Raw genomic sequence first — 22,441 nt, 5'->3', positions numbered from 1 at the left:
GGAGGTAAATACGTGACGTTATGGCTTGCAATTCCCCTTGTTTTGCTTGTACTGGCACTGATCCTGGTCCTGTCTTCATCTATCGATTTCCGCATACGGTGTTATAAACATGGAAAAAATGACCTGCTCGAATTAGATGTTACCTCTCTTTTTGGTTTGATAAAGCTTCACTATGAACTTCCCCAATTGGTCTTTAAGGGATTGGAGCAGGGTGTGTGGGGAAAGTTTAAAGAGACAGGGACTGCGACGACAGGTGTAGATACCGTAAAAGAAGAGATATTTGATAAAGAAAGAGTAATGCACTGGCGCGCCAATGTTAACCAAGCTGTGAAATCTACACGCGGCTTGAAGGAATGGTTAAAAGAGACTGTAGCTCATGTCAAAATATCAAAGCTCGATTGGTCCACCGATTTCTCTCTTGGTGATGCAGCAGACACTGCGACCGCATCGGGAGCGGTTTGGGGCCTGAAGTGGAGTATTGTTGGTTTTATTTCGCAGTGGGTAAAATTGCAGCAGCATCCTCGAATTTTTGTTAAGCCTGTTTTTGAAGATGAGCTTTGTTTTGCAATGGAGTTTGTCTGTAAGGGGAAAATGTCAGTCGGCTATACTTTGTATGCCTTAATGCGACTATCTCGGCGTGTCTTGCGTGAAAAAGGCGGGATCGGCCATTGGAGAAATCTGCTGAAACAGATGCGTCAGGAGCCACACGGGAAAGTTTAAAATGAAAGTTACATACAAATGGGCGGATGTGGGGATGATATACGCTGTAGAAGAAAGAGAAATCGTACTCAATTAAAGGAGGAAACAATATGAGCGACCATCCTATTCAAGGCCTAATGCAAACAGCGATGGAAAATATCAAGGGTATGGTAGATGTGAATACCATTGTCGGTGATCCAGTACAAACCCCTGACGGCAGCATTATCCTGCCTATCAGTAAAGTTGCCTTTGGATTTGCTGCTGGTGGTAGTGATTATCGAGTAGAAGATTCTATAAGTGGTTCAAGCTCCCAAGGTGGAGTCAAAATGCTTCCATTTGGTGGAGGTAGCGGGGGAGGCGTCTCCATTCGACCGATCGCTTTTTTAGTGGTAGGTAAGGATGGAGTGAATATTGTCCCTCTGGACAATCAAACTCACCTATTCGAAAAAATCATCGATGCAACACCAGGGCTCATCGACAAAATTCAAACGATGTTCCAAACCGGTAATGCTGCAGCTCAAACGCCGCCAACACCTGCCACACCGGCAGCAGCACCTGTTAAAACCGATCCAAGTACATCTCAATCTTCAACTCATTAGGTACACATAATTCTACAAATAGCCTCGGGGATATCGCCATACACAGGCGGTGTCCCTTTTTTGACGTGTCAGAAAGTATATTTTGATCCCCAAATTACCTGAGAATGTATCGAAGCAAAGCCTCACGTTGTGGGGATATTTTGTGTGGAACATCCCAAGGAGTGGACATACCCTAAGGCTGGTCCGCATACACTTGTACAACATAAACACTTTTACTTAAGATCCGATAAGAAGCCGGAGGATGAACATGAAGACAATAACCCGTAAATGGCCATTCGCCTTAATATTGTGCCTTTCGCTGCTGCTTCTGGCGCCGCTATCTTCAATTCAGGCCGAGAACAGCTCTATCTCTACACATGCAAGAGCAGCGGCACTGATTGATGTGGAATCTGGGCGTATTTTGTACAGCAGCCGTGGGGATGAGCCTATGCTTATTGCCAGCTTGACCAAAATTATGACCGCCCTCGTCGCCATTGAGAATGGTGATTTAGCCTCTAAAGTCAAAGTAGGAAAAAATGCCTATGCGAAAGAAGGCTCTTCTATTTACTTGCAGCAGGGAGAAGAGATGACGCTGGAAAATATGCTGTATGGCCTGATGCTGCGCTCAGGGAATGATGCAGCAACGGCGATCGCTGAGCATATCGGTGGTTCTGAGGAAGGTTTTGTATACCTTATGAACGCTAAGGCTGAGGAGCTAGGGCTAACCCATACTCATTTTGCTAATCCCCATGGTCTTGACGCTGAAGGGCATTATTCTAGTGCTAACGACTTGGCTGTTCTGACCGCTTATGCTCTTCATAATCCTGTATTTAAAGAAATTGTGAAGACGCAGGAGAAAACTGCAGACAATCCAAATGAGAAATGGGATTACAAATGGAGAAACAAAAATAAGATGCTGTATTTATACGAGGGAGCGGACGGTGTAAAGACAGGTTATACCAAAAAAGCACTGCGCTGCCTTGTCAGCTCTGCCACCAGAAACGGCCAGCAGCTTGTCGCAGTTACTATAAATGACGGCGATGACTGGAATGATCATGCTTCCCTGCTAAACTTCGGGTTTAATCACTATCCGCTCAAAACACTGATCGAACGTGGTGATGCCGTGTCGGGCTATAACTTTGTAACCTCCAAAACCTTTGCTTATCCACTTGGACAAGGTGAACAAAATAGAGTGATCACGAAACTTGTTTTAAATCAGAAGGAAAGTGCTTCAGCCGAAGCTACACGAGCGAATTTTGGATTGCAAGGAGCGCTTGTGCTGGAGCTGGGCGGAAAAGAAATAGGTCGCGTGCCGGTGTATACTCCTGAGAACCTGCCTCCTGAGCAATCTGCTTATATGAAAAAGTACAGTCCCACACTAGCACAGGCTTACCCGGCAAATAATTGGTTCCAGGCGCTGGGCAGTGCACTGAAGGCTCTATTTGAAATGGGAGCGAGTTCGAAATAAGAAAATGGGCTGATGAATGAAGAAGGAGGCGTATCCATGATTAACGGGATTTGGCTAGGAATGATCATCATCGGTTTTCTGTTCGCCGCCGTTAACGGCAGAATGGATGAGTTTACAGCCGCCGTATTCGACGGAGCCAAGAGTGGGGTAACGGTAAGTTTTGGCTTAATCAGTGTGCTTGTGTTCTGGCTTGGGATTATGAAGATAGCAGAAGATGCAGGTTTGCTTAAAAAGATTGCCAAGGTGCTTGGCCCTGTCGTAGCTTTTTTATTCCCTGATGTGCCGAAAGGGCATCCTGCCATAGGATATATTCTCTCCAATATGAGTGCTAATCTGCTCGGACTAGGCAATGCCGCAACGCCAATGGGCATCAAGGCGATGCAGGAGCTGCAAAAGCTCAACCCTGATAAAGAGACCGCGACACCAGCCATGTGTACTCTTCTAGCGCTTAACACAGCAAGCATTACGCTTATCCCGGCCACAATGATTGCCATCCGGTTAAACTATGGTTCAGCCGATCCCGCAGGCATAGTAGGTACAACACTTGCAGCAACGGCCGTGGCTACACTTGCAGCGATTGCGGCAGACCGGTTTTTCCGAAGGTTGACTTTATTGCGCAAACCGCCGAAGCCCCCTTCAGCAAAGTCCGGGGTTCCTCCTTTGGCGAAGACAACACTCCCTAATTCCTCATTGAAAGGGTGAACGTGATTTGTACCAGTTTATCAGTCTCATATCGGCATGGGCGATTCCGGTCATGATCACGTTCATCCCGCTCTATGCTTTTACGCGCAAAGTGCCAGTCTACGAATCCTTTGTTGAAGGTGCGAAAGATGGGTTTGGCACGGCCATTGCGATTATTCCCCATCTTGTGGGGATGCTGGTTGCGATCAGCGTTTTTCGCGCTTCCGGTGCGCTGGATTTTTTTATGGGCTTCATATCCCCAGCCCTGCGGGGGCTTGGTGTTCCGGCAGAAGTATTGCCGCTTGGTCTTCTGCGGCCGCTTACGGGGACTGGGTCGCTTGCTTACACTACGGATCTAATCCGTGTGCATGGCCCGGATTCTTTAATTGGTATGATTGCTTCCACCATACAGGGGAGCACAGATACTACGCTTTATGTTTTGACCGTTTACTTTGGAGCTGTAGGCGTACGGAATGGCCGTTATGCGCTTAAGGTTGGCCTGTTCTCCGATGTTGTCGGCTTTGTCGCCGCGATCGCTGTGTGTTTGCTATTATTTGGATAGTCACCCCATTGCCCCCCTGAACATATGCTATTGCAGCAATGTGGAGGGGGGCATTCCGCAATGAACTATAAAGGATTTATTCTGCATCATTCTAGCTGCACATCCATTAACGGTAAAGGTTTTGACTTCTGGGTAGGAGTGGATGGCGCAATTTATGCAGCACCGCTACTGACAGATCCGGAGTATATTCATATTTGTTTGGAAGGTGATTTTGGTAAGAAAGTGGGCGATCCTCCAATATCCGGAAGGCAGGAGCAGCTTTTTGCAACGGCTAAACTCGTTTTAGAATTAGTAGAACGCTACCAAATCTCCCCTTTAATCATCGAACCCCACAATAATTCCTGCCCAGGAGCATTTTTTCCTTGGAATGAACTTGTGATTTATCCCTCTGATGGTTATCATTGATCTGAGGTGACTAGTCGAATATGGAAAGATTACAGAAAATTTTGGCGCAGGCCGGTGTGGCGTCCAGACGCAAGTGTGAAGAAATGATTTTGGCCGGTAAAGTGGAAGTCAACGGGGAACTCGTAACTACGCTTGGCACGAAGGTGGACCCCGCAACAGATATTATTAAAGTTTCCGGTAGACTGATCCGGGGCGAGAACAAAATCTATATTATGTTCAACAAACCTAAGGGAGTAATCACAAGCGCTTCCGATCCAAAAGGTCGTAAGGTTGTAACTGACTACCTAAAAGGAATTACTGAACGGGTTTACCCTGTAGGCCGGCTCGATTACGATACGGAAGGTTTGCTGCTGCTGACGAATGATGGGGACTTTGCTAACTTGCTGACTCATCCGAAGCATCATGTACCTAAGACGTATCATGCTACGGTCAAGGGTATACCGCATGGCACTGCATTGGACAAGCTGAAAGCTGGCATCAAGCTGGAAGATGGCATGACAGCGCCTGCGGAAGTAGAGTACAAGGATATTGATGAGGCAAATAAGGAAGCGGTTATCAGCATCACGATTCACGAGGGACGTAACCGTCAGGTACGACGCATGTTTGATGCGATTTCACACCCCGTACTCCGTCTGAAACGGATTTCATTCGGGGATATTATGCTGCAAAATCTCAAACGTGGCTCTTACCGTCATTTGACCAAGGATGAAATTAACCATCTGCAGCAAATTGCCAAAGCAGGATTGCTTAAAGAAAGAACTCCACGTAAAGAGTCATAAAGACACAGAATATTCACAATTAAACCCCCTAAAGCTGTGACGAAATTCGCTATAATGTTCATAGGATGTTCACACCTTACAACATAAGTATGAGTTGCGTCACAGAAGGGGGCTTTACGTGTGGGTAAAGCAAGAAAACCAATTCAAATCGTGATTCTGTTTCTAATTGTTATAGTGGGCGGTTATGCCATCGGTTCCTCTGTATTTGGGGGAAGCGGCAAACCAGAGGAAGGGAGCAAAGCACCTTCCTTTGATTTGCTTGGGCTTGACGGTCTGGCTCATACCCTAGACGAATATAAGGGCAAGACTATTGTGCTTAATTTCTGGGGCTCTTGGTGTGCACCTTGTGTCAAAGAAATGCCGGCTCTCCAAGCGCAATGGGAGAAATGGAAGGACAAAGACGTAGTGGTCTTAGGCATTAATGTGGGCGAAGACCGGATGACTGTCGAGAATTTTGTGAAGCAGGTAAACATCGATTTTCCGATTTTGATGGACACTGGACGTGATGCTGTACGAAGTTATGGTATTTCTCCGCTGCCAACTACCTTATTCATTAATTCCAAGGGTAAAATTGACAACATTCATATCGGCCAGCTTGATTTGAATTCACTTGATGATCAAATTGGGAAGCTGGTGGATTGATGAGTGAACGCGAGGCATTTATAACCAATACCAAATGTGAATGTGGTCACCAGAACCCTGTAGGTACTGTTTTATGCGAAGCATGCGGGAAGCCGTTGGGGAAGGAATCAGACTGGGGCGAGAATTTGGAAATGCGTTACGATGGCGTAGCTCGCCGATCTCAGCGCGTTAACCCGGGGATTATTGATCGGGTGTGGAACTTTTTCTCTTCCGTCAAAATAGCGATCTACCTGATCGTGTTGACACTTATAGGCTCTATGCTGGGGACGATTTTCCCGCAGGAGAGTACTTTTCTTAATATTGATGCCTCAGTTTATTACAAGCAAGAGTACGGAACAGCCGGATATATTTATCACAAACTTGGACTTTCACATACATACGAATCCTGGTGGTTTGTAACTCTACTCGTAATGATCGGCGCTTCACTTGTGATCTGTAGCTTGGATCGAGTACTTCCGCTCTATAAGGCCTTAACCAGACAGAAGATTCGGAAACATCGTCAGTTCTTAACTCGGCAAAAAGCTGTGTTAGTGACTGAAGTACAAGAGGAACCAGAAGCTTGGGTAGCCCGGGTAATTCAGCCTATGCGTAAAAAGGGCTATCGCGTGAAGACGGATGGAGGGGCTCTGCTGGCAGAGAAACATCGCTTCAGCCGCTGGGGACCTTATGTAATACATATTGGCTTAATTATTTTTTTACTTGCTGTATTAGCAAGAGGATTGCCGGGACTGAACATGGATCAGCATCTTGCTTTCCCGCAAGGGGAGATCACACAGATTCCGGACACCACCTATTATTTGAAAAATGAGAAATTTACCGTGGAGTTTTATACGGAGGAAGAGATGCCTGAGGAATTTCGCGGCAAAAAAATACTTCCAAAGCTATTCCAGACCCAAGCTGTGCTTTATGAATGCACCGCGGATTGTGGAGACCCTTCGAAGGAACCGCAGCTATCCGAGGTGACGAAACATGATATCCAAGTAAATTCACCTTTGGATTATAAAGGATTGAAAGCGTATCAGTTTGATTATGATCTGACCCCTGTGCTGCGTTCGGTACAGCCTGAGCTTAAGAATTCCACCACTGGCGAGGCGTACGGCAAATTTAAGCTGGACATGAAGAACCCTCAGCGGGCAATTCAGGCGGGTCCTTATACTTTAACTTTGAAAGAAAAGTATATGGATTTTGGTCTAAATGAGGAGGGTCAGCCGATTTCCAAATCACCTTATCCGAATGCACCTGCTTTTTTGTTCCTGATACAAGGTCCGGATCTCCCGGCGGAAGGGCAGCAGTATTTCTATTTTCCTAAACAGGTGGATAAGGCGCAGTTTCAACAGGCTGCCATTAACGATAAGCTTGGCGGGAGCAATAGATTTCTTGAGCTTGAAGTGGACAACATGAGCGACGTTGATTTTTCGGAATCGACTACTTACTTGAATATACGTATTGATCGTGCAATGCCGTTTGTATGGCTAGGTGCAGCAATCGTGATGCTGGGTTTAGTGCTTGGCTTCTACTGGCAGCATAGACGTATCTGGCTTACCGTTGCTAACGGGGAGCTTATCCTCGGAGGACATACGAACAAGAACTGGTTCGGGTTCCGCCGTGAGATCGTTTCTATTTTAGAAAAAGTAGATCTGGTAGTCGATGAAAAATCATTAGATAATGGAGGAGGCCTTTCATGAGCTTGCTCGACATCAGCAGCGCTGTCTTTATTGCCGCATTTTTATTATACAGCGGTTCGTTTATGTTATTCACTATCGCCATCATGGGTCGCAAGTGGTCAGGCCGCAAGCCGGAGGAACATACCGCACGTTGGGGCAAAATTGCTTTTATTTTCTCTTCAATGGGTCTTATCTTTCATCTTATTTATTTCTTTACACGCTGGGCGGGCTCAGGGCATATTCCGGTCAGCAACATGTATGAGTTCATGACTTTTTTATCGATGATGGTGATGGTTGCCTTTACTGTGATGTACGCTATTTATCGTAAGGTAATCTTGGGTCTTTTTGCAGTTCCAATCAGTATTATTGTGATGGCTTATGCCGCAGTATTTCCACAGGAAGTACAGCCGCTGATTCCATCTCTTCAATCGAACTACTTAAAGATCCACGTAACACTGGCTGCACTAGGTGAATCCTTCTTCGCAGTAGGGTTTGCGGCGGGACTGATGTATCTGCTGCGAACAGTCAATTTTTCCAGTAAAGAGAAGGCGGATCGCAAGCAACAGAGGCTGGTCGAATTTACTCTCTTTTCAATCATTGTTATAATTGGGTTTCTGGGTTCTGTTTTTGCATTCCGCGGAGCAGGCTATGAAACTGTTTTTGTCCGTCCGAACGTTACGATTGACAGCCCCGGGCAGGAAAATAGTACAATAGAGAAAGTGAGTTATCGAATGCCGCCGATTGTGGCACCTCACAATAGCGAAATTGAGAGCTTCCAGTCGTTTCTTGGCATAAAAGAACCACTCTTTGAGGCACCATCTTGGATGAATGGTGTAAATGCTGGACGGAAGTTTAATACTGTAATTTGGTCACTCCTTTCCGGATTAATCCTCTACGGAGTTCTTCGCTTGATCGTACGTAAACCGCTGGGCACTGCTTTACACCCAGTGATGGACGGAATTGATGAGGGCGATCTAGATGAGATTACGTATAGGGCGATAGCCATTGGCTTTCCTATTTTCACATTAGGCGCTTTGATCTTTGCAATGATATGGGCGCAAATCGCTTGGGGAAGATTCTGGGGATGGGATCCTAAGGAAGTCTGGGCGCTTGTCACTTGGCTCTTCTATAGCGCTTATCTTCATTTACGTTTGGCTCGTGGATGGCAAGGAAGAAAATCTGCCTGGCTGGCTGTGCTTGGCTTCCTGGTCGTAATGTTTACTCTGGTTGGCGTTAATTTAGTCATCGCCGGACTTCATTCTTACGCGGGGACGGACTGAGCATAGTTTACCTGTTAACGTTGCACAATGGTTTAAAGGTTACGTTCTACTGTATTGATGAAGGGGTTGTAGTGAAATGGCAGATCATTTAAACAGAATTCTGGTAGTGGATGATGAGGAACGCATTCGCCGCCTGCTAAAGATGTATCTTGAAAAAGAAGGTTATGAAATCGATGAAGCGGAAGACGGAGAAATCGCTCTTCGTAAAGCAACAGCAAATGACTACGGTCTGATTTTGCTGGATGTTATGCTGCCTGGCATCGATGGGATGGAAGTGCTGACAAGACTCAGAGGAGTGAAGTCAACACCGGTCTTAATGCTTACAGCTAAAGGCGAAGAGATCAACCGTGTCCAAGGCTTTGAGATGGGCGCAGACGATTATGTTGTGAAGCCCTTCAGTCCACGTGAAGTCATTTACCGGGTGAAGGCTATTATGCGCCGTTCTTCGGCGACTGCTTTCTTGTCCAAGGAGAGCAATTCCAGCAATAACATTGTATTTACTCATCTTATTATTGAGCATGATGCTCACCGTGTGACTGCTGGTGGTGAAGAAGTAAGTTTGACACCTAAAGAATATGAACTTCTGCATTATTTGGCTATTTCGCCTGATAAAGTATTTTCTCGTGAAGAACTGCTTAAGGATGTCTGGAATTATGAATTTTTCGGAGATTTGCGTACTGTAGATACTCACGTAAAACGTCTTCGTGAAAAACTGAATAAAGTATCACCGGAATCTGCAGCGATGATTACGACCGTATGGGGCGTAGGCTACAAACTAGAGGTACCTAAATAAGTGAACTTCTGGAGAAGTCTTGTCGGCAAACTGTGGGTTACGATCATCTGCCTGGTCGCTGTCGTGCTTATTACCTTGGGGTTATTTTTGCTTCCCTACATAGACAGTAACTTTGCCAATTCCGGAGATATCAAACGTTTATTTATGTATACTTGTATGATCGGATTTTCTTTGACGACATTTTTTGCATTGTTTTTGTTTACCAAAATTACTCAGCCGATGCAGCGTGTCATTGAAGCTGCGAATAACATTCGCCGGGGTGAATACGGAACAAGGCTTACGCTTGTCACAAGTGATGAAATTGGCCAGTTGGCTACTTCCTTTAACCACATGGCTGAGGAGCTTGAAGAGAACATTCGCAGTCTGCATCATGAGAAGGGGCATCTGTCTAGCGTACTGCGCAGTATGAGCGATGCTGTGATCACCTTTGACATTGAAGGGCAGATTATTTTGACCAATCCGCATGGCCAAGCTCTGCTAGAGAGCTGGAGCGATTTGCAGTGGGAACATGCGAGTGATGCTGAGCTCCATCCCGAAACGGCTGAGAGCAGTGTTCCTCCTCCCCTGCGTCCTTTATTTTTAAGCACCTTGAAGCAAGGTGGCGATGACCGCTCCAATGTACATGTACGGCAGGGCGTCTGGTCTGTTCATATGGCACCGTTATATTCTGAAGGCAGCATCCGGGGAGTAGTTGCTGTACTGCGGGATGTGACGGAAGAGGTGCGTCTGGAAAAGATGCGCAGAGACTTCGTAGCTAATGTCTCCCATGAAATCCGCACGCCATTGTCGATGATGCAAGGGTACAGTGAGGCTTTATTGGACGGGATGGCTTCATCCCCCGAAGAAAGCAGTGAGCTGATCCAGGTCATTCATGACGAATCACTGCGTATGGGGCGTCTGGTTAAGGATTTGCTTGATCTTGCCCGAATGGAAGCCGGACATACGGATATGATGAAAGCTCAGGTGGACATGAACGAACTGCTGGAACGAGTCTACCGTAAATTTTCTGTACGTGCGAAAGAGCGCGATATCCATCTTCACTTACAGCAAGAGAGTGATATTGCTGTTCTGAAGGCGGCGGATGAGGATAAACTGGAACAAGTCTTAACCAATTTACTCGATAATGCTTTTCGCCACACACAGGGTGGCAAAAAAATCACGGTTCATACAGGAACTTGTGTATTAGAAGGCCGTCGTTATCTTGAGATTAAAATTCAGGATGAAGGGGTTGGAATTCCACCAGAGGATCTGCCGTATATATTCGACCGCTTCTACAAAGCTGATAAGGCGCGTGTACGGGGAGAATCAGGTGGAACGGGACTTGGGCTTGCGATTGTTAAAAATATTGTAGAGTCGCATCACGGGACCATCTCAGCTTCAAGCAAACTAGGCGAAAGTACAACCTTTACGCTAAGACTTCCTGTCGAAAAACAGTAATTCCAAACACAATGTGTGATAGCGCCTCTGACAGCAGAGGTGCTTTTTGTTGAAACAAACACATTAATCTTGTTCATCGTGGAACATATCTTGTAGGTTTTGCTTGGGAGGGCATAGAATGATTTTATCTTTAGACCAAGGTACTACCAGCTCACGAGCCATATTGTTCGATACGGAGGCTAAATGGGTCTCACAAGGTCAATATGAAGTTAAACAATCCTTCCCCCATCCAGGCTGGGTAGAGCATGACCCTGAGCAAATCTGGGCGTCACAGCTCGCAGCGGCAAGAGATGCTATTGCGCGGGGTGGCATAGCAGTTGAGGAGATCTCTGCCATCGGAATAACCAATCAGAGAGAAACAGCTTTAATCTGGGATAAAATAACGGGCAAACCGATATACCCTGCGATTGTGTGGCAGGACAGGCGTACTGCAGAGCAATGTGAAGAACTTAAAAGTAAAGGGCTGGAGCAAGTTATTGCGAGCAAGACGGGCCTTGTTGTAGATGCTTATTTCTCAGCTACCAAAATCTCCTGGATACTGGATCATGTGGATGGCGCCCGAGAGCGGGCGAATCGAGGGGAACTTCTAGCGGGGACGATCGACAGCTGGTTAATTTGGAGACTTACTTGCGGAGCCGTACATGTCACGGATGTTACCAATGCCTCACGTACGATGCTGTTTAATCTTCATGAACGGTGCTGGGATGAAGAGCTAATGGAAGAGCTTCGTATTCCGCGTGTCATCCTGCCAGAAGTAAGAATGTCTGGCGGCGAATTTGGAGTAGCAGACAAACAGTGGTTCGGGGCGGACATTCCAATTCGCTCTGTACTTGGAGATCAACAGGCCGCATTGTTTGGACATACTTGTCTAGAACCCGGCAGTGCCAAAAACACCTATGGTACAGGCTGTTTTATTCTAATGAACACAGGCACAGAAGCTGTAGCCTCCAGTCATGGCTTGTTGACCACTGTAGCTTGGGGTATGGGAGATGAACTCTATTATGCCCTAGAGGGCAGTGTGTTCGTGGCCGGAGCGGCTGTTCAGTGGCTGCAGGAGGGTCTTGGTCTTATAGAGGAGCCAGCAGGCTCAGAAGATAAAGCACGGGAAGTAGAGGACAGTGAAGGGGTTATCGTTGTGCCTGCGTTTACCGGACTCGGGGCACCCTATTGGGATATGTATGCCCGTGGAGCCATATTTGGCCTTACTAGAGGCACTACCTCAGGACATCTGGTACGAGCTACATTGGAGTCCTTAGCCTTTCAATCTAGAGATGTAATAGGAGCTATGGAAAAAGACGCAGGCATGCCATTGACCGGCCTTCGTGTGGATGGCGGAGCTGTGCGTAACGATTTGCTGATGCAATTCCAGTCTGATATCCTGGGCAGTGAGGTTACTAGAACAACCTATGCGGAGACAACAGCTTTGGGTGCGGCGCTTCTGGCCGGGTTAACGTCCGGAGTCTGGACACGTGCTCAGCTAGAGAGCTTCAACAAGGCTGAGAGGGTCCTCTCGCCTGAGATGGGTATAACTGAGCGGGAAGGTCGTTACAACGCCTGGAAGGACGCTGTAGCGCGTACCATGGGTTGGGAGAAGCATGAAGGATATCAGTGATAAAGGGGCTGTATATATCTATGGTCAACGGCACCGAATCTGATCTGCCGGGTGGACTATCTAAGCCGGCGCTTCGAGCCCTGCATGGGGCTGGATATGTTCAGCTTCAACAATTCAGCAAGCTTACTGAAGCAGAGCTTCTGCAGCTACATGGATTGGGGCCAAAGGCGATCGTCCTATTACGGAGTGCTCTCGCGGAAAAGGGGCTCACCTTTGCAAGTAAGTCCTGATGTTGCGTTCATATTTATATTAAAAAACGGCAAGCTTAGGTGAATCCCTAGCTTGCCGCTTTTTGTTATACAGCTCCTAATATTCAATAACAAATGCTACATTTTGCCAACCGGCGCCCACTGTCCAGAACAGGACTTTATCACCACGTTCGATCTTTCCAGTAGTTACAGCTTTATGTAGAGCAATAAATGGGCTGCTGGTAGAGGTATATCCGAATTCATCCCCTATGTATACCGCTACATTGCGATCAATGCCGACTTTCTTACACATCTCTAAGATATTAGGCAATGAAAACTGTGAGAAGCAGGCTGCTTTAATGGCTTCAGGCGCGATATTGTTGTTAGACAGTAGAGTACGAATAGACTCAGAAGCAGCATCTATACAAATGGAATTATCAAAAGGAATAAACTTCACATTAAACTCTCCAGCCGCTACACCTTGTTTACCCAGTTTAGCCAGGCCTGCGCACGGGAACTTGGAATTATCGCAAACACAAGGATCCGTTTGGTAGATAGAGTCAATGAAACCGACCACATCCTCAGCTTGTTCAAGAATGACTGCCGCCGCTGCATCACCGAAGTTAGCGTAATAGACTGGATCATTCTTATCGGTATGAGGGGTTACATAATCGGAGCCGATGACCAACGCTCGTTTAATCCTAGGATTCGCTTGCATCTGACGGCTAACCTGTTCCACAGAAGCCGTCATACCCGCACAATTAGCATTACTGTCAATGCAGATCGTATGGGATGCGCCTTTGATCAAACGGTGAATCATTAATGAGTTGGTAGGAAAGATATACTCAGGAGTTTGACTTGCATAGGCAATAAGGTCGATATCGGCACCTGTGAGACCACTTTTCTCCAGAACATTCCTGGCAGCCTCAAAAGCCATCGTAAGGGAATTCTCATCCGCATCCTTAATACTATACCGTGTAATACGACCTAATGCGGATAATAGACCTCGAATATCAATGCCTTTTTCGTCAAAATGCTTAATGAAAAAGTCGTTACCAACTATATTGCTGGGATGATAGATATCAATGCCTTTAATACGAATTCCGGTCATAATACGCCTCCAGGAAAGCAGTAAAATGTGGCCTACATATTAAGATTAAAAGATCTAGACTGTAACCGCAGAAATGATCTCGATGTTATCGAGTCCAGCTTTACGGCCAAGACGGGAAAGCTGCATTTTGAGGATCGGGTTATTTTCAAGCGTTAGATTTACTTTTACAAATCCATCATTCTTAAACATTACAAAGCAGCTTTCTAAAAGAGGTACAACATCTGGTGCAGTTACATTTAGCTTTCTGCAGTCGATTTTTAGTTCATAGTCAGCTGGAGTAATTGGATTGATAGTTTGTTGATAAGCTTGAATAGATTTTAGACCATCTTCTTCAGAAAATGTTCCATCTAACTCAATGTTAATAACCTTGTTTGTAGTGTCTGTCTTCAAAACGAAACTTCCCATGCCTAAATCTCTCCCATAGATTGAATTTGTCCAAAACAGTTCGACTGCAATATCCAGCCATGTATATCCATTTAGCTGTTTTATAAAAGTCAAAATTCGACACTATACAGCAAGTAATGGGATATTCCGACTCTATTATAGGCATATTTTTCAAGTGTATGCAATAATAAAGTCGAATTTTGTATATTGTTGTCGAACTGTTGGGTTATTGGATTTCTTCTATGGTTGCAAGCAGGATATTAAAAGCTGTGATGATTCTAGGTGCCCCTATAACGGGTACTAAGTGTAATAGAATACCTTTAAGCTGTTCTACGGTAACTCCAACACGAAGGGCCATGACATAATGAACGCCCAACTGTTCGAATTGACCCATTGAAATTAAAGATGAAATGACTGCGATTTCCTTCCAGTCAGGGGCTATAGTATTACGTTGAAAAATATCGCCATAGGCATTCCCCATAATAAATTCAGCCAAGTCAGGGAAGTGGTCTTTAATTGGAGCTAGTGCTTTTGCGCCATAGTCTCCTGATAGATTCGTGAAGTGGTTGAGACCACTGTTGATATTTTCCTTCATGGTTAGCCTCCTAGTTTAGGTTCAAAGTACGGTGTGCAGTCGGAGGGACTTCATCACGGTCTGTTAGTAGTTCAATAACGGCAACATGGTTTAGAGCTACCGCATCTTTAATTGCAGCTGTGAATTCATCCACAGTCTCACATTTGTAGCCTTTAGCACCTAGAGATTCAGCGAATTTTACGGCGTCCATTGGTACTTCATATAGAGTTCCATCGATACGACCTGTGGTTTTCTCCATACCCTTAAGAGCCATATCTAGTTGCTTATTATTGACCACGATAAAGATGACAGGGATATCTTTGCAGACAGCGGTGTTAATCTCAGCGCCGAGCATCATGAAACAACCATCACCTGTAATGCAGAGGACAGTTTCTTCAGGAGCAGCAACTTTTGCACCAATAGCCATGCCGATCGAATTACCCATGCAAGCAAAATACGCATCAAAAACAAAGCTGCCCGGTTTCTTAACCTTGTACCATTTTGCAGCGTGGAATCCATGACTTCCATCATCAACGAAAATTGAATTATTATAAGGGATCAAATCACTTAAAGTGCTCATTACCGAAGCAAGGGAAAGATTCTTGAGGGTTGGAAGCTCTTCTGAATAATCCGCATCGGCCAAAGCCTCACGTTTGGTGATTGTGTTTGGGTCAATATGATTTAGGCAGTGCACCAAATTATCGCGCAGGTCCCCAGTGACCGGTATCGTTTTGGACAATAGTATTTTTCCGACAAAGGTTGGATCAATATCAAATTGAATTAAAGTTGCTGGATGATTCTCCCGTTTAAGATTACAGATGGTCATATCACTTAAACGTGATCCAAGCACTATAAATAAATCGCTTTTATTCAATAAATCGTCCCCGTGGGTCGAACCGCCAACGCCAATAGGACCATGATAGAGTGGGTGATCCCAGACTATAGCCCCTTTTCCACCAGGAGATGTTACTACAGGAATATTAAAAGTTTCTGCGAGTTGAACAAGCTCTTTATGTGCTCCGGAGCGGTTAATTCCTTTACCCGCAATAATCAAAGGATTCTTAGCAGCTTGAATAGCATCGATGACTCTATCGATATTAGCTTGACTAATTAGAGACTCTCTTTCTGGGATTACTATATTGCATTCTTCCAATACTTCAGTTTGTACATCAAAAGGAATACAAAGATGAACAGGACCCCGTTTGGTCAGGGCCACAGAAATCGCATGATTAAAAATAGTACCAAAGTGATCCCCACGTTCAACCAATTTACTGAACAAGGTGGCAGGTCTGAACATATCAGCTAAATCAGCCAGAAAAGAGGTGGAGTCCTGACATTGAGGAATTCCAAGCTCTGTAATGGATTGGTGGCCGGTAATAAATAGGACAGGTAGGTTGTTAGCTTTCGCATGTGCTGCTGCTGTAAGCAGGTTAGTTCCCCCAGGACCCGAAGTACCAAATGCTACGCCTAGGTTACCCGTTTTCAGCGCATACCCTGCTGCTTCGAATCCGGAGCTTGCTTCATGTCTGCCGGGAATAAATTCAATACCGTAATCCACCATCTTTAGAACTATTGGACAAATGGATTTGCCAATGATCCCAAAAGAATGGGTGACTCCAAGGTTACGTAGTGCTTCCGCCATGTAATCTGCGACTGTCTTCAAAAGAAACACCTCACAAGTTTTTTGATATATATTAGTTATTAATCTACCGGATAGATACGATAGATCAATATACTCAAAAAGTAAAAACCTGTGCTCTATAGTAAGCACAGGTTGGTGGCATAAGGCGCCGCTAAGACTGAACAATAGTTCAGCCGTCCTGGTTCCTCTGCAACCTGGCAATCATGGCCTCAAACGAAAAAATGAGGCTGTAGATCCATGGTTTTGCGTCATCCTCTTTCGAGGATTTTGCCAATATTAATTTATAGTTGATAAGAATAATTTTCCTTTACAATATATTCCTCATTAATTTTTGTCAACATAATCCGCTAAAAAAACTCGAAATTTGACGAAAGTCTTGTCCAAGAGATGAAGTTTTGCCTCGCGAAAAAAACTGCCACCTAAGACTCAGCTTAGGTGGCAGTTGATAGTTTTGAACTAGAATTTAAAGATATGAATGGTTTTTTGCAGATTAAATACGGCCTGGGTCATTTTTTCCGTTTCTTCTGCAACAGACTGCAGGGCATTAATCTGTTCATTCATAGCCGCCGATACCTCTTCCGTGCCAGCAGCAGTTTCTTCGGTGATTGCTGAGATATTCTCAATTGCACTGGAAATTTTCAAGGCACTTTCTAGCATAAGATCACTCTCCGCAGAGAATGAAGAGATTTGCTCGGTAATGTACTGCACGCTTTGTACAATTTGTGCGAAAATATGGGCAGATTGAGTGATCATTTCATTCTGAACCTGCACAACCTCTTCATTGATGGCAATATTATCGATGGCTTGTTTAATATCTGACTCAATGCTGCGGACCAAGCCGAATACTTCTTTTGTGGATGCCGTAGATTCTTCAGCAAGCTTGCGGACCTCTTGAGCTACAACGGCAAAACCCCGACCATGCTCTCCGGCACGAGCAGCTTCGATGGAGGCATTCAGTGACAGCAGGTTGGTCTGCTCAGCGATCTCTGTGATGGTCTTGGTGATCATCGTAATCCCGCGGGCATTTTGTGAGAGAGCTTCAATAGTATCAGCCACTTTTTGTGTAGCCTCTATGTTTTTACGCATGCCTTCAGCCTGTGTATCTACGGATTGGCGCCCTTGCTCAACAAGTTCTAAGGTATGTATTGAACGTCTGTTCATTTCTTTGGTGGAGTTCGTATAATTGGATACTTTGGTCTCAATGTCTTTAATGGATTCTGTCATATCAGCGATATCCGTAGATATTTCATTTGCACCAAGAGCGAGCTCAGTAGAAGAAGAGGCTACTTGTGCCATGACAATTTTCAGGTTCTGGTTCTTATCTTCGATTCCGCGGCTTGCATCCATAACTTGACGGGTGATCTGCGATGCATCGGTCAGAATCTTCTTGAGCTTATCAATCATTGTGTTAAAGGAGCGGCTTACGTCACCCATTGAGCCATTTTCGTCCGCTCTGCTAGTGAAATCGCCCTTCGAAATACTGTGAGATACATTAGCAATATCATCAAAAGATGATGTAAGCGTTCTCTCCACGAAGCGAGCAACAGGTAAAGTCAGACCTGCAAGAACAACTACTAGTATAATTCCTACGAGAAATTGACCTAGAATCATTAACGTAACTAAGACAGGAATAGCAAACAGTGCGGCAACGAGGTAACATCCGGCAACAATTCTTTGTTTTAACGGAAGTTTGTGCATCCAGCTCATTGGTAAAATGTCCCCCTTATTAAATTTTATGTAATGGTGTTATTATAGGGGATTTATAGGTCATTGGTCTATAGAGAAGTGTCATAAATCTTCTTTAAGTAGTAGATATTTAGAATTCATGTCAAAATTCCTCATATATTGTGGAAATTGTTTTAATAGCAGACTTTACCATTCCTACTAGTTCGATAGGAGCTAAAACAATAACTGAAGGAGAGAAAGAGAGTACGATACGACAGGCAGATTCTATAGCATTAAACTCGGCCTCCACGTTCATCCACCCAGTATTAGCAGAGGGTTCTACTAAAGTTATAGTTACATATCTTTCACGTTGTAATTCTTTAAGAATAGACTCATTCACCTTTAAGTTCACTACATATTTTGGCAGTGCTGCTTTAAAAGCTAAAGTCGATTGTTCCCAGTAGCTTTTTAAATCAAAAGCCTCAGGTCTGACAAATGATTCATAAGTTGCGTCAGCTTGTATTAATCTCGACACGCGAAAAGTCCGCATTTCACCCTCGGTTCGTGCCACTACATACCAAACTCCACGTTTTGCGACTAACCCGAGAGGTTCAATGAAACGCTCCTTCATCTCGTCATTCCGTGGGTAAGTGATCTTTACTTTACGGTCTTCCCAAACAGCTTCCTGCAGGACAGATAGGAACGGATATGTCTCGTCGGAAGGGTGCCAGCTGGCACCATCTATATGAATGCGCTGGCTCAGGTAACTGGCTGGATTATTCGGCCTGGATGGGGAAGCAGCCTCCAGCTTAAGCACGGCAGAAGAGAAGTCGTTTTGTATACCCAGATCTTTTAAGATTGAGGAGTCTGCGGACAGCAGCAGAGTAGCAATTTCTGAGGGCTTCATACCCGTTAAGGAGGTCCGGTATCCTTCTGTGAGCATCCAACCCCCTTCGCGTCCCCGTTCGGCAAGAATCGGTATTCCCGCTGTACATAAGGCTTCCATATCTCTAAACACAGTTCGTTCAGACACTTCTAAGGTCTGGGCTAGCTCACGGGACGTCATCTTTCCACGATTTTGCAGCAAAAGTAAGATGGATAACAAACGATCGGCTCTCATTAAGGGAACATTCCTCCTCCTAATAAATGTTAGTTAGTTCTTAATTAATTATTATATTATATATGTCAGTTGATGTCATATTAAAGAATTATACTTATATAAGGTAAGGATTAAATACAGAACATTTAGAGAAAAACAAGTGTAGAAAGGATTGAGAACATGACTTTAAAAGGAAAAGTAGCATTGGTCACCGGAGGCAGCAGAGGTGCTGGTAGAGGAATTGCATTGGAGCTGGCAAGGAAAGGTGCATTCGTTTATATTACGGGCAGAACGACAGAGGCTTCTGGCATAGAGCATAGCAAGCGGAGCATTGATAACGTACTTAGGGAAATAAAAGCGGAGGGAGGGTCCGGCAGCGCCATACGATGTGATCATACAAAAGATCAGGAGACAGAGGCGGTCATTCGCCAGATTGCTTCAGAGCAAGGAAAGCTTGATATTTTAGTCAATAATGTATGGGGCGGCAACGATTTACCTATTGAGCAGAAGTCTTTCTGGGAGCTTCCTACAGCGCATTGGGACAATATGTTTAATGCGGGTGTGAGGGCACAGTTGATAACAAATTATTATGCAATACCATTAATGCGTGAGGCAAAAGCTGGCGGTCTAATCATCCACACAACCTTTTGGGATCATTACAAATATCTTGGAAACTTCTATTATGATCTTTCTAAAAACTCACTTGTCCGCATGGCCTACGGGTTATCGAATGAGCTTAAAGAGGACAACATTGCAGTTATTCCGCTTACTCCGGGCTGGATGAGGACAGAGGCGGTGTTGGAGAGCATGAACACGGATGAGGAGCATTGGCATGAGGTTGAAGAATTGCAGATGACTGAATCCACAACCTATATCGGTAGAGCAGCCGCTGCTCTAGCAGCCGATCCTAAGGTCATGTCTATGACCGGACAACCGCAGCAGGTTGCTACGCTGGCTGAAAAGTATGGATTTACAGACATCGATGGTCGGACTGTTCCCGCATTCTTAGTCTAAACAGCAAACTTGATCTGTTTGATCCCATTTGTGCGTACGAAGCAGTATAGGACACAGCTGATCTTAAATGCAGCATTTTCGTATATTAAGAACGCTATCGGTCCCCATAGACGCTATTGATAGGCAAAACACCTGATTTAGCTCTCTTTTTGAGGAATAGTGGCACTGGAGTCCGAAACCCTGCTTCAAAGGCGGAATTATTGCATATAGGGTCATCTGGGTCCGTAACCTCAAGGGTGTCCGTAAGCCTCCACGAGGGAACTCGATTCGGTGTTGTAAATGAAGCCGAAATGGGTCGACGATCAACAACAAAAGCAGCGAAACTCCTATAAAGGGAGGATCGCTGCTCTGTTGTTTGATTTCTATCGTATTGCTTACAGAAGAATGATTTCTTCGGCAGTGTTGATTTCTGGCAGGCCAGCAAGCTTCACAAGCACATGAGTAGGTACAGCTTTATCAACGGTCAGCAGCATGATTGCTTCGCCACCAACGATTTTACGTCCCACTTGCATGGAGGCGATATTGACATCATTTTCGCCCAGCAATGTGCCCACAAGTCCGATAATCCCTGGTTTGTCGTTATGGGATACTACAATTTGATGTCCTTCAGGAGCGATATCAACCGGGAACTTGTTCACTTGAACAATTCTTTCTCCATAACCTTGCAGCAATGTTCCGGCTACGAGACGCTCTTGGTCGTGATCTGTTTTAAGGGTCACGGTAATCAGATTAGTGAAGCCTTTAGTTTTGGAAGCTTTAGTTATTACTACATTAACGTCGCGTGTTTTTGCCAAATGCATGGAGTTAACGATGTTAACATCCTCAGCGAAGTGACGGGAGAGCACGCCTTTCACAATATAGCGGGTAAGTGGTTGGGTATCGACATCTGACAGATCACCCGCATACTCAACATGGATTTCACGAATAGCACTATCTGTAATTTGGGTAACAAAGCTGCCCAGCTTCTCACCAAGTGTGAAGTAAGGCTGGAGTTTGTTCATTACGCTTGGAGCAACTGGAGGAATATTTACAGCATTGATGAACGGTTCATTACGCAGAATATGCAGTACTTGTTCCGATACATCGATCGCTACATTCTCCTGAGCTTCAATTGTAGAAGCGCCCAAGTGAGGAGTCACGATAATTTTTGGATGCGACAAGAATGGGTGATCTGCTTGTGGCGGTTCTTTTTCGAATACGTCAAATGCAGCGCCAGCAACAATACCGCTATCAATAGCTTCTACTAACGCCATTTCATCAATTACACCACCACGGGCACAGTTGATGATGCGCATTCCCTTTTTCATCACTTCAAATTGCGGGCGGGAAATCATATGGCGTGTTTCCGGAGTAAGTGGAGTGTGCACAGTAATGAAGTCTGCTCCGCGGACTACATCGTCAACGGAAGCTAATTTTACTTCCAGTTTCTCCGCACGCTCAGCAGTTAAGAAAGGATCAAAAGCAAGGATTTCCATGCCGAAAGCTTTGGCACGTTTTGCCACTTCGCTACCGATTCTGCCCATTCCCAGTACACCTAAAGTTTTGCCGCGAAGTTCTACACCCACGAAGGTTTTTCTATCCCAGGTTCCACCAATTGTTTTTGCATAAGCTTGTGGAATGTGACGGGCCAAAGCCATCATCATTGCAAAAGCATGCTCACAAGTTGTAATGGTATTTCCATCAGGAGCGTTGATAACAACAACCCCACGTTGAGTAGCAGCTTCCAGCTTGATATTATCTACACCCACACCTGCACGACCAATGACCTTTAAGTTTTTTCCAGCTTCGATAATTTTTTCAGTTACTGTAGTTTGACTGCGGACGAGTAGACCATCATATTCACCGATGATTGCAACGAGCTCATCTTCACTGAGACCTGTTTTTTTGTCTACAACTACATCTGTTGCGTCCATCAATTGCTGAATGCCCAAATCACTGATTGGATCCGATACTAATACTTTAAACATGGTTTCTTATCCCCCTTAAAGTTGAAAAGCTTTATATGTCGAGGACGCCCTGATGGGCAGTCCACAATACCAGAAGGTTCACGAACTAGTAGAGAAAAACATGTAATAATAGTAGATCAACGCGGTGTCGCACAAAAGAAACAGCGTGCAAGAGTACCGCGAAATCGGTAACTTTGGGCATAAGGTAGTATTTATGG

Annotated in this window: 22 protein-coding genes and 1 riboswitch; of the genes, 15 read left to right on the top strand and 7 right to left on the bottom strand. The window is 45.0% G+C overall.

Annotated elements, in window-relative coordinates; genetic code table 11:
• Positions 1 to 12 precede the first annotated feature (12 nt).
• From NSQ91_RS21845 to NSQ91_RS21780, 14 genes are all read left to right on the top strand, one after another.
• Positions 13 to 720 (top strand): DUF2953 domain-containing protein, encoded by a 708-nt coding sequence (locus NSQ91_RS21845; protein ID WP_076127459.1) that lies wholly within the window; start codon positions 13 to 15, stop codon positions 718 to 720.
• An 89-nt stretch (positions 721 to 809) separates the two neighbouring features.
• On the top strand, positions 810 to 1,298 hold the full coding sequence (ytfJ, locus tag NSQ91_RS21840; RefSeq protein WP_076127461.1) for a GerW family sporulation protein: 489 nt from the start codon (positions 810 to 812) through the stop codon (positions 1,296 to 1,298).
• Between the two features lie 241 nt (positions 1,299 to 1,539).
• Complete coding sequence (locus NSQ91_RS21835) at positions 1,540 to 2,745, top strand: D-alanyl-D-alanine carboxypeptidase family protein (protein WP_076302770.1); 1,206 nt, start codon at positions 1,540 to 1,542, stop codon at positions 2,743 to 2,745.
• A 36-nt stretch (positions 2,746 to 2,781) separates the two neighbouring features.
• A complete protein-coding gene (locus NSQ91_RS21830) occupies positions 2,782 to 3,447 on the top strand; it encodes a nucleoside recognition domain-containing protein (RefSeq protein ID WP_340919795.1) in 666 nt (221 codons plus the stop codon).
• Positions 3,448 to 3,454: 7 nt separating this feature from the next.
• A complete protein-coding gene (locus NSQ91_RS21825; protein ID WP_036676158.1) occupies positions 3,455 to 3,988 on the top strand; it encodes a spore maturation protein in 534 nt (177 codons plus the stop codon).
• A 60-nt stretch (positions 3,989 to 4,048) separates the two neighbouring features.
• A complete protein-coding gene (locus NSQ91_RS21820) occupies positions 4,049 to 4,393 on the top strand; it encodes an N-acetylmuramoyl-L-alanine amidase (RefSeq protein ID WP_076127466.1) in 345 nt (114 codons plus the stop codon).
• Positions 4,394 to 4,413: 20 nt separating this feature from the next.
• Positions 4,414 to 5,172: a pseudouridine synthase gene (locus NSQ91_RS21815; RefSeq protein ID WP_036676166.1), complete on the top strand. Its 759-nt coding sequence runs from the start codon at positions 4,414 to 4,416 to the stop codon at positions 5,170 to 5,172.
• A 120-nt stretch (positions 5,173 to 5,292) separates the two neighbouring features.
• Positions 5,293 to 5,814 carry a redoxin domain-containing protein gene (locus NSQ91_RS21810; RefSeq protein ID WP_038572444.1) on the top strand — a complete coding sequence of 174 codons (522 nt, stop codon included), beginning with the start codon at positions 5,293 to 5,295 and terminating at the stop codon, positions 5,812 to 5,814.
• Entirely contained in the window at positions 5,814 to 7,499 is a 1,686-nt protein-coding gene (gene resB / locus NSQ91_RS21805) for a cytochrome c biogenesis protein ResB (protein ID WP_076127467.1), read from the top strand. Before NSQ91_RS21810 ends, resB begins: the two co-directional genes overlap by 1 nt.
• A complete protein-coding gene (ccsA, locus tag NSQ91_RS21800) occupies positions 7,496 to 8,758 on the top strand; it encodes a cytochrome c biogenesis protein CcsA (RefSeq protein WP_076304028.1) in 1,263 nt (420 codons plus the stop codon). The genes resB and ccsA overlap by 4 nt, the downstream gene beginning before the upstream one ends.
• Before the next feature lie 76 nt (positions 8,759 to 8,834).
• The gene (locus NSQ91_RS21795) at positions 8,835 to 9,551 is read left to right on the top strand and encodes a response regulator transcription factor (protein ID WP_036676174.1); all 717 of its coding nucleotides are present in this window, start codon (positions 8,835 to 8,837) and stop codon (positions 9,549 to 9,551) included.
• Entirely contained in the window at positions 9,552 to 10,988 is a 1,437-nt protein-coding gene (locus tag NSQ91_RS21790) for an ATP-binding protein (RefSeq protein ID WP_076127471.1), read from the top strand.
• Between the two features lie 118 nt (positions 10,989 to 11,106).
• Entirely contained in the window at positions 11,107 to 12,600 is a 1,494-nt protein-coding gene (glpK, locus tag NSQ91_RS21785; protein ID WP_076304029.1) for a glycerol kinase GlpK, read from the top strand.
• A gap of 20 nt (positions 12,601 to 12,620) precedes the next feature.
• Positions 12,621 to 12,830, top strand: a complete 210-nt coding sequence (locus tag NSQ91_RS21780; RefSeq protein ID WP_076127474.1) for a DNA-binding protein — start codon at positions 12,621 to 12,623, stop codon at positions 12,828 to 12,830.
• A gap of 76 nt (positions 12,831 to 12,906) precedes the next feature.
• On the opposite strand, the gene NSQ91_RS21775 is transcribed toward NSQ91_RS21780, so the two are convergent.
• From NSQ91_RS21775 to NSQ91_RS21750, 6 genes are all read right to left on the bottom strand, one after another.
• Positions 12,907 to 13,899 carry a ketoacyl-ACP synthase III gene (locus NSQ91_RS21775; protein ID WP_076278351.1) on the bottom strand — a complete coding sequence of 331 codons (993 nt, stop codon included), beginning with the start codon at positions 13,897 to 13,899 and terminating at the stop codon, positions 12,907 to 12,909.
• 54 nt (positions 13,900 to 13,953) lie between these two features.
• Positions 13,954 to 14,304, bottom strand: a complete 351-nt coding sequence (locus NSQ91_RS21770) for a hypothetical protein (RefSeq protein ID WP_076127478.1) — start codon at positions 14,302 to 14,304, stop codon at positions 13,954 to 13,956.
• 205 nt (positions 14,305 to 14,509) lie between these two features.
• Entirely contained in the window at positions 14,510 to 14,878 is a 369-nt protein-coding gene (locus NSQ91_RS21765) for a carboxymuconolactone decarboxylase family protein (RefSeq protein ID WP_036676184.1), read from the bottom strand.
• A 10-nt stretch (positions 14,879 to 14,888) separates the two neighbouring features.
• Positions 14,889 to 16,529 (bottom strand): thiamine pyrophosphate-binding protein, encoded by a 1,641-nt coding sequence (locus NSQ91_RS21760; protein ID WP_143763863.1) that lies wholly within the window; start codon positions 16,527 to 16,529, stop codon positions 14,889 to 14,891.
• 155 nt (positions 16,530 to 16,684) lie between these two features.
• Positions 16,685 to 16,781, bottom strand: a riboswitch (cyclic di-GMP riboswitch).
• Between the two features lie 174 nt (positions 16,782 to 16,955).
• Entirely contained in the window at positions 16,956 to 18,206 is a 1,251-nt protein-coding gene (locus NSQ91_RS21755; protein ID WP_036676188.1) for a methyl-accepting chemotaxis protein, read from the bottom strand.
• Between the two features lie 121 nt (positions 18,207 to 18,327).
• Complete coding sequence (locus tag NSQ91_RS21750; RefSeq protein WP_076127480.1) at positions 18,328 to 19,284, bottom strand: helix-turn-helix transcriptional regulator; 957 nt, start codon at positions 19,282 to 19,284, stop codon at positions 18,328 to 18,330.
• A gap of 159 nt (positions 19,285 to 19,443) precedes the next feature.
• Between NSQ91_RS21750 and NSQ91_RS21745 the strand changes: the two genes are divergently transcribed.
• Positions 19,444 to 20,277, top strand: a complete 834-nt coding sequence (locus tag NSQ91_RS21745; protein WP_076304031.1) for an SDR family NAD(P)-dependent oxidoreductase — start codon at positions 19,444 to 19,446, stop codon at positions 20,275 to 20,277.
• A 374-nt stretch (positions 20,278 to 20,651) separates the two neighbouring features.
• Here NSQ91_RS21745 and serA read toward each other — a convergent pair whose 3' ends face one another.
• A complete protein-coding gene (gene serA / locus NSQ91_RS21740; RefSeq protein ID WP_036676193.1) occupies positions 20,652 to 22,244 on the bottom strand; it encodes a phosphoglycerate dehydrogenase in 1,593 nt (530 codons plus the stop codon).
• Between the last annotated feature and the right edge of the window lie 197 nt (positions 22,245 to 22,441).

The sequence above is a fragment of the Paenibacillus sp. FSL R7-0048 genome, from assembly GCF_038004505.1.
In the GTDB taxonomy this organism is placed as follows: domain Bacteria; phylum Bacillota; class Bacilli; order Paenibacillales; family Paenibacillaceae; genus Paenibacillus_AQ; species Paenibacillus_AQ odorifer.
Note: the sequence above shows the minus strand (reverse complement) of the source record. Positions and strands in the feature narration are given on the sequence as shown.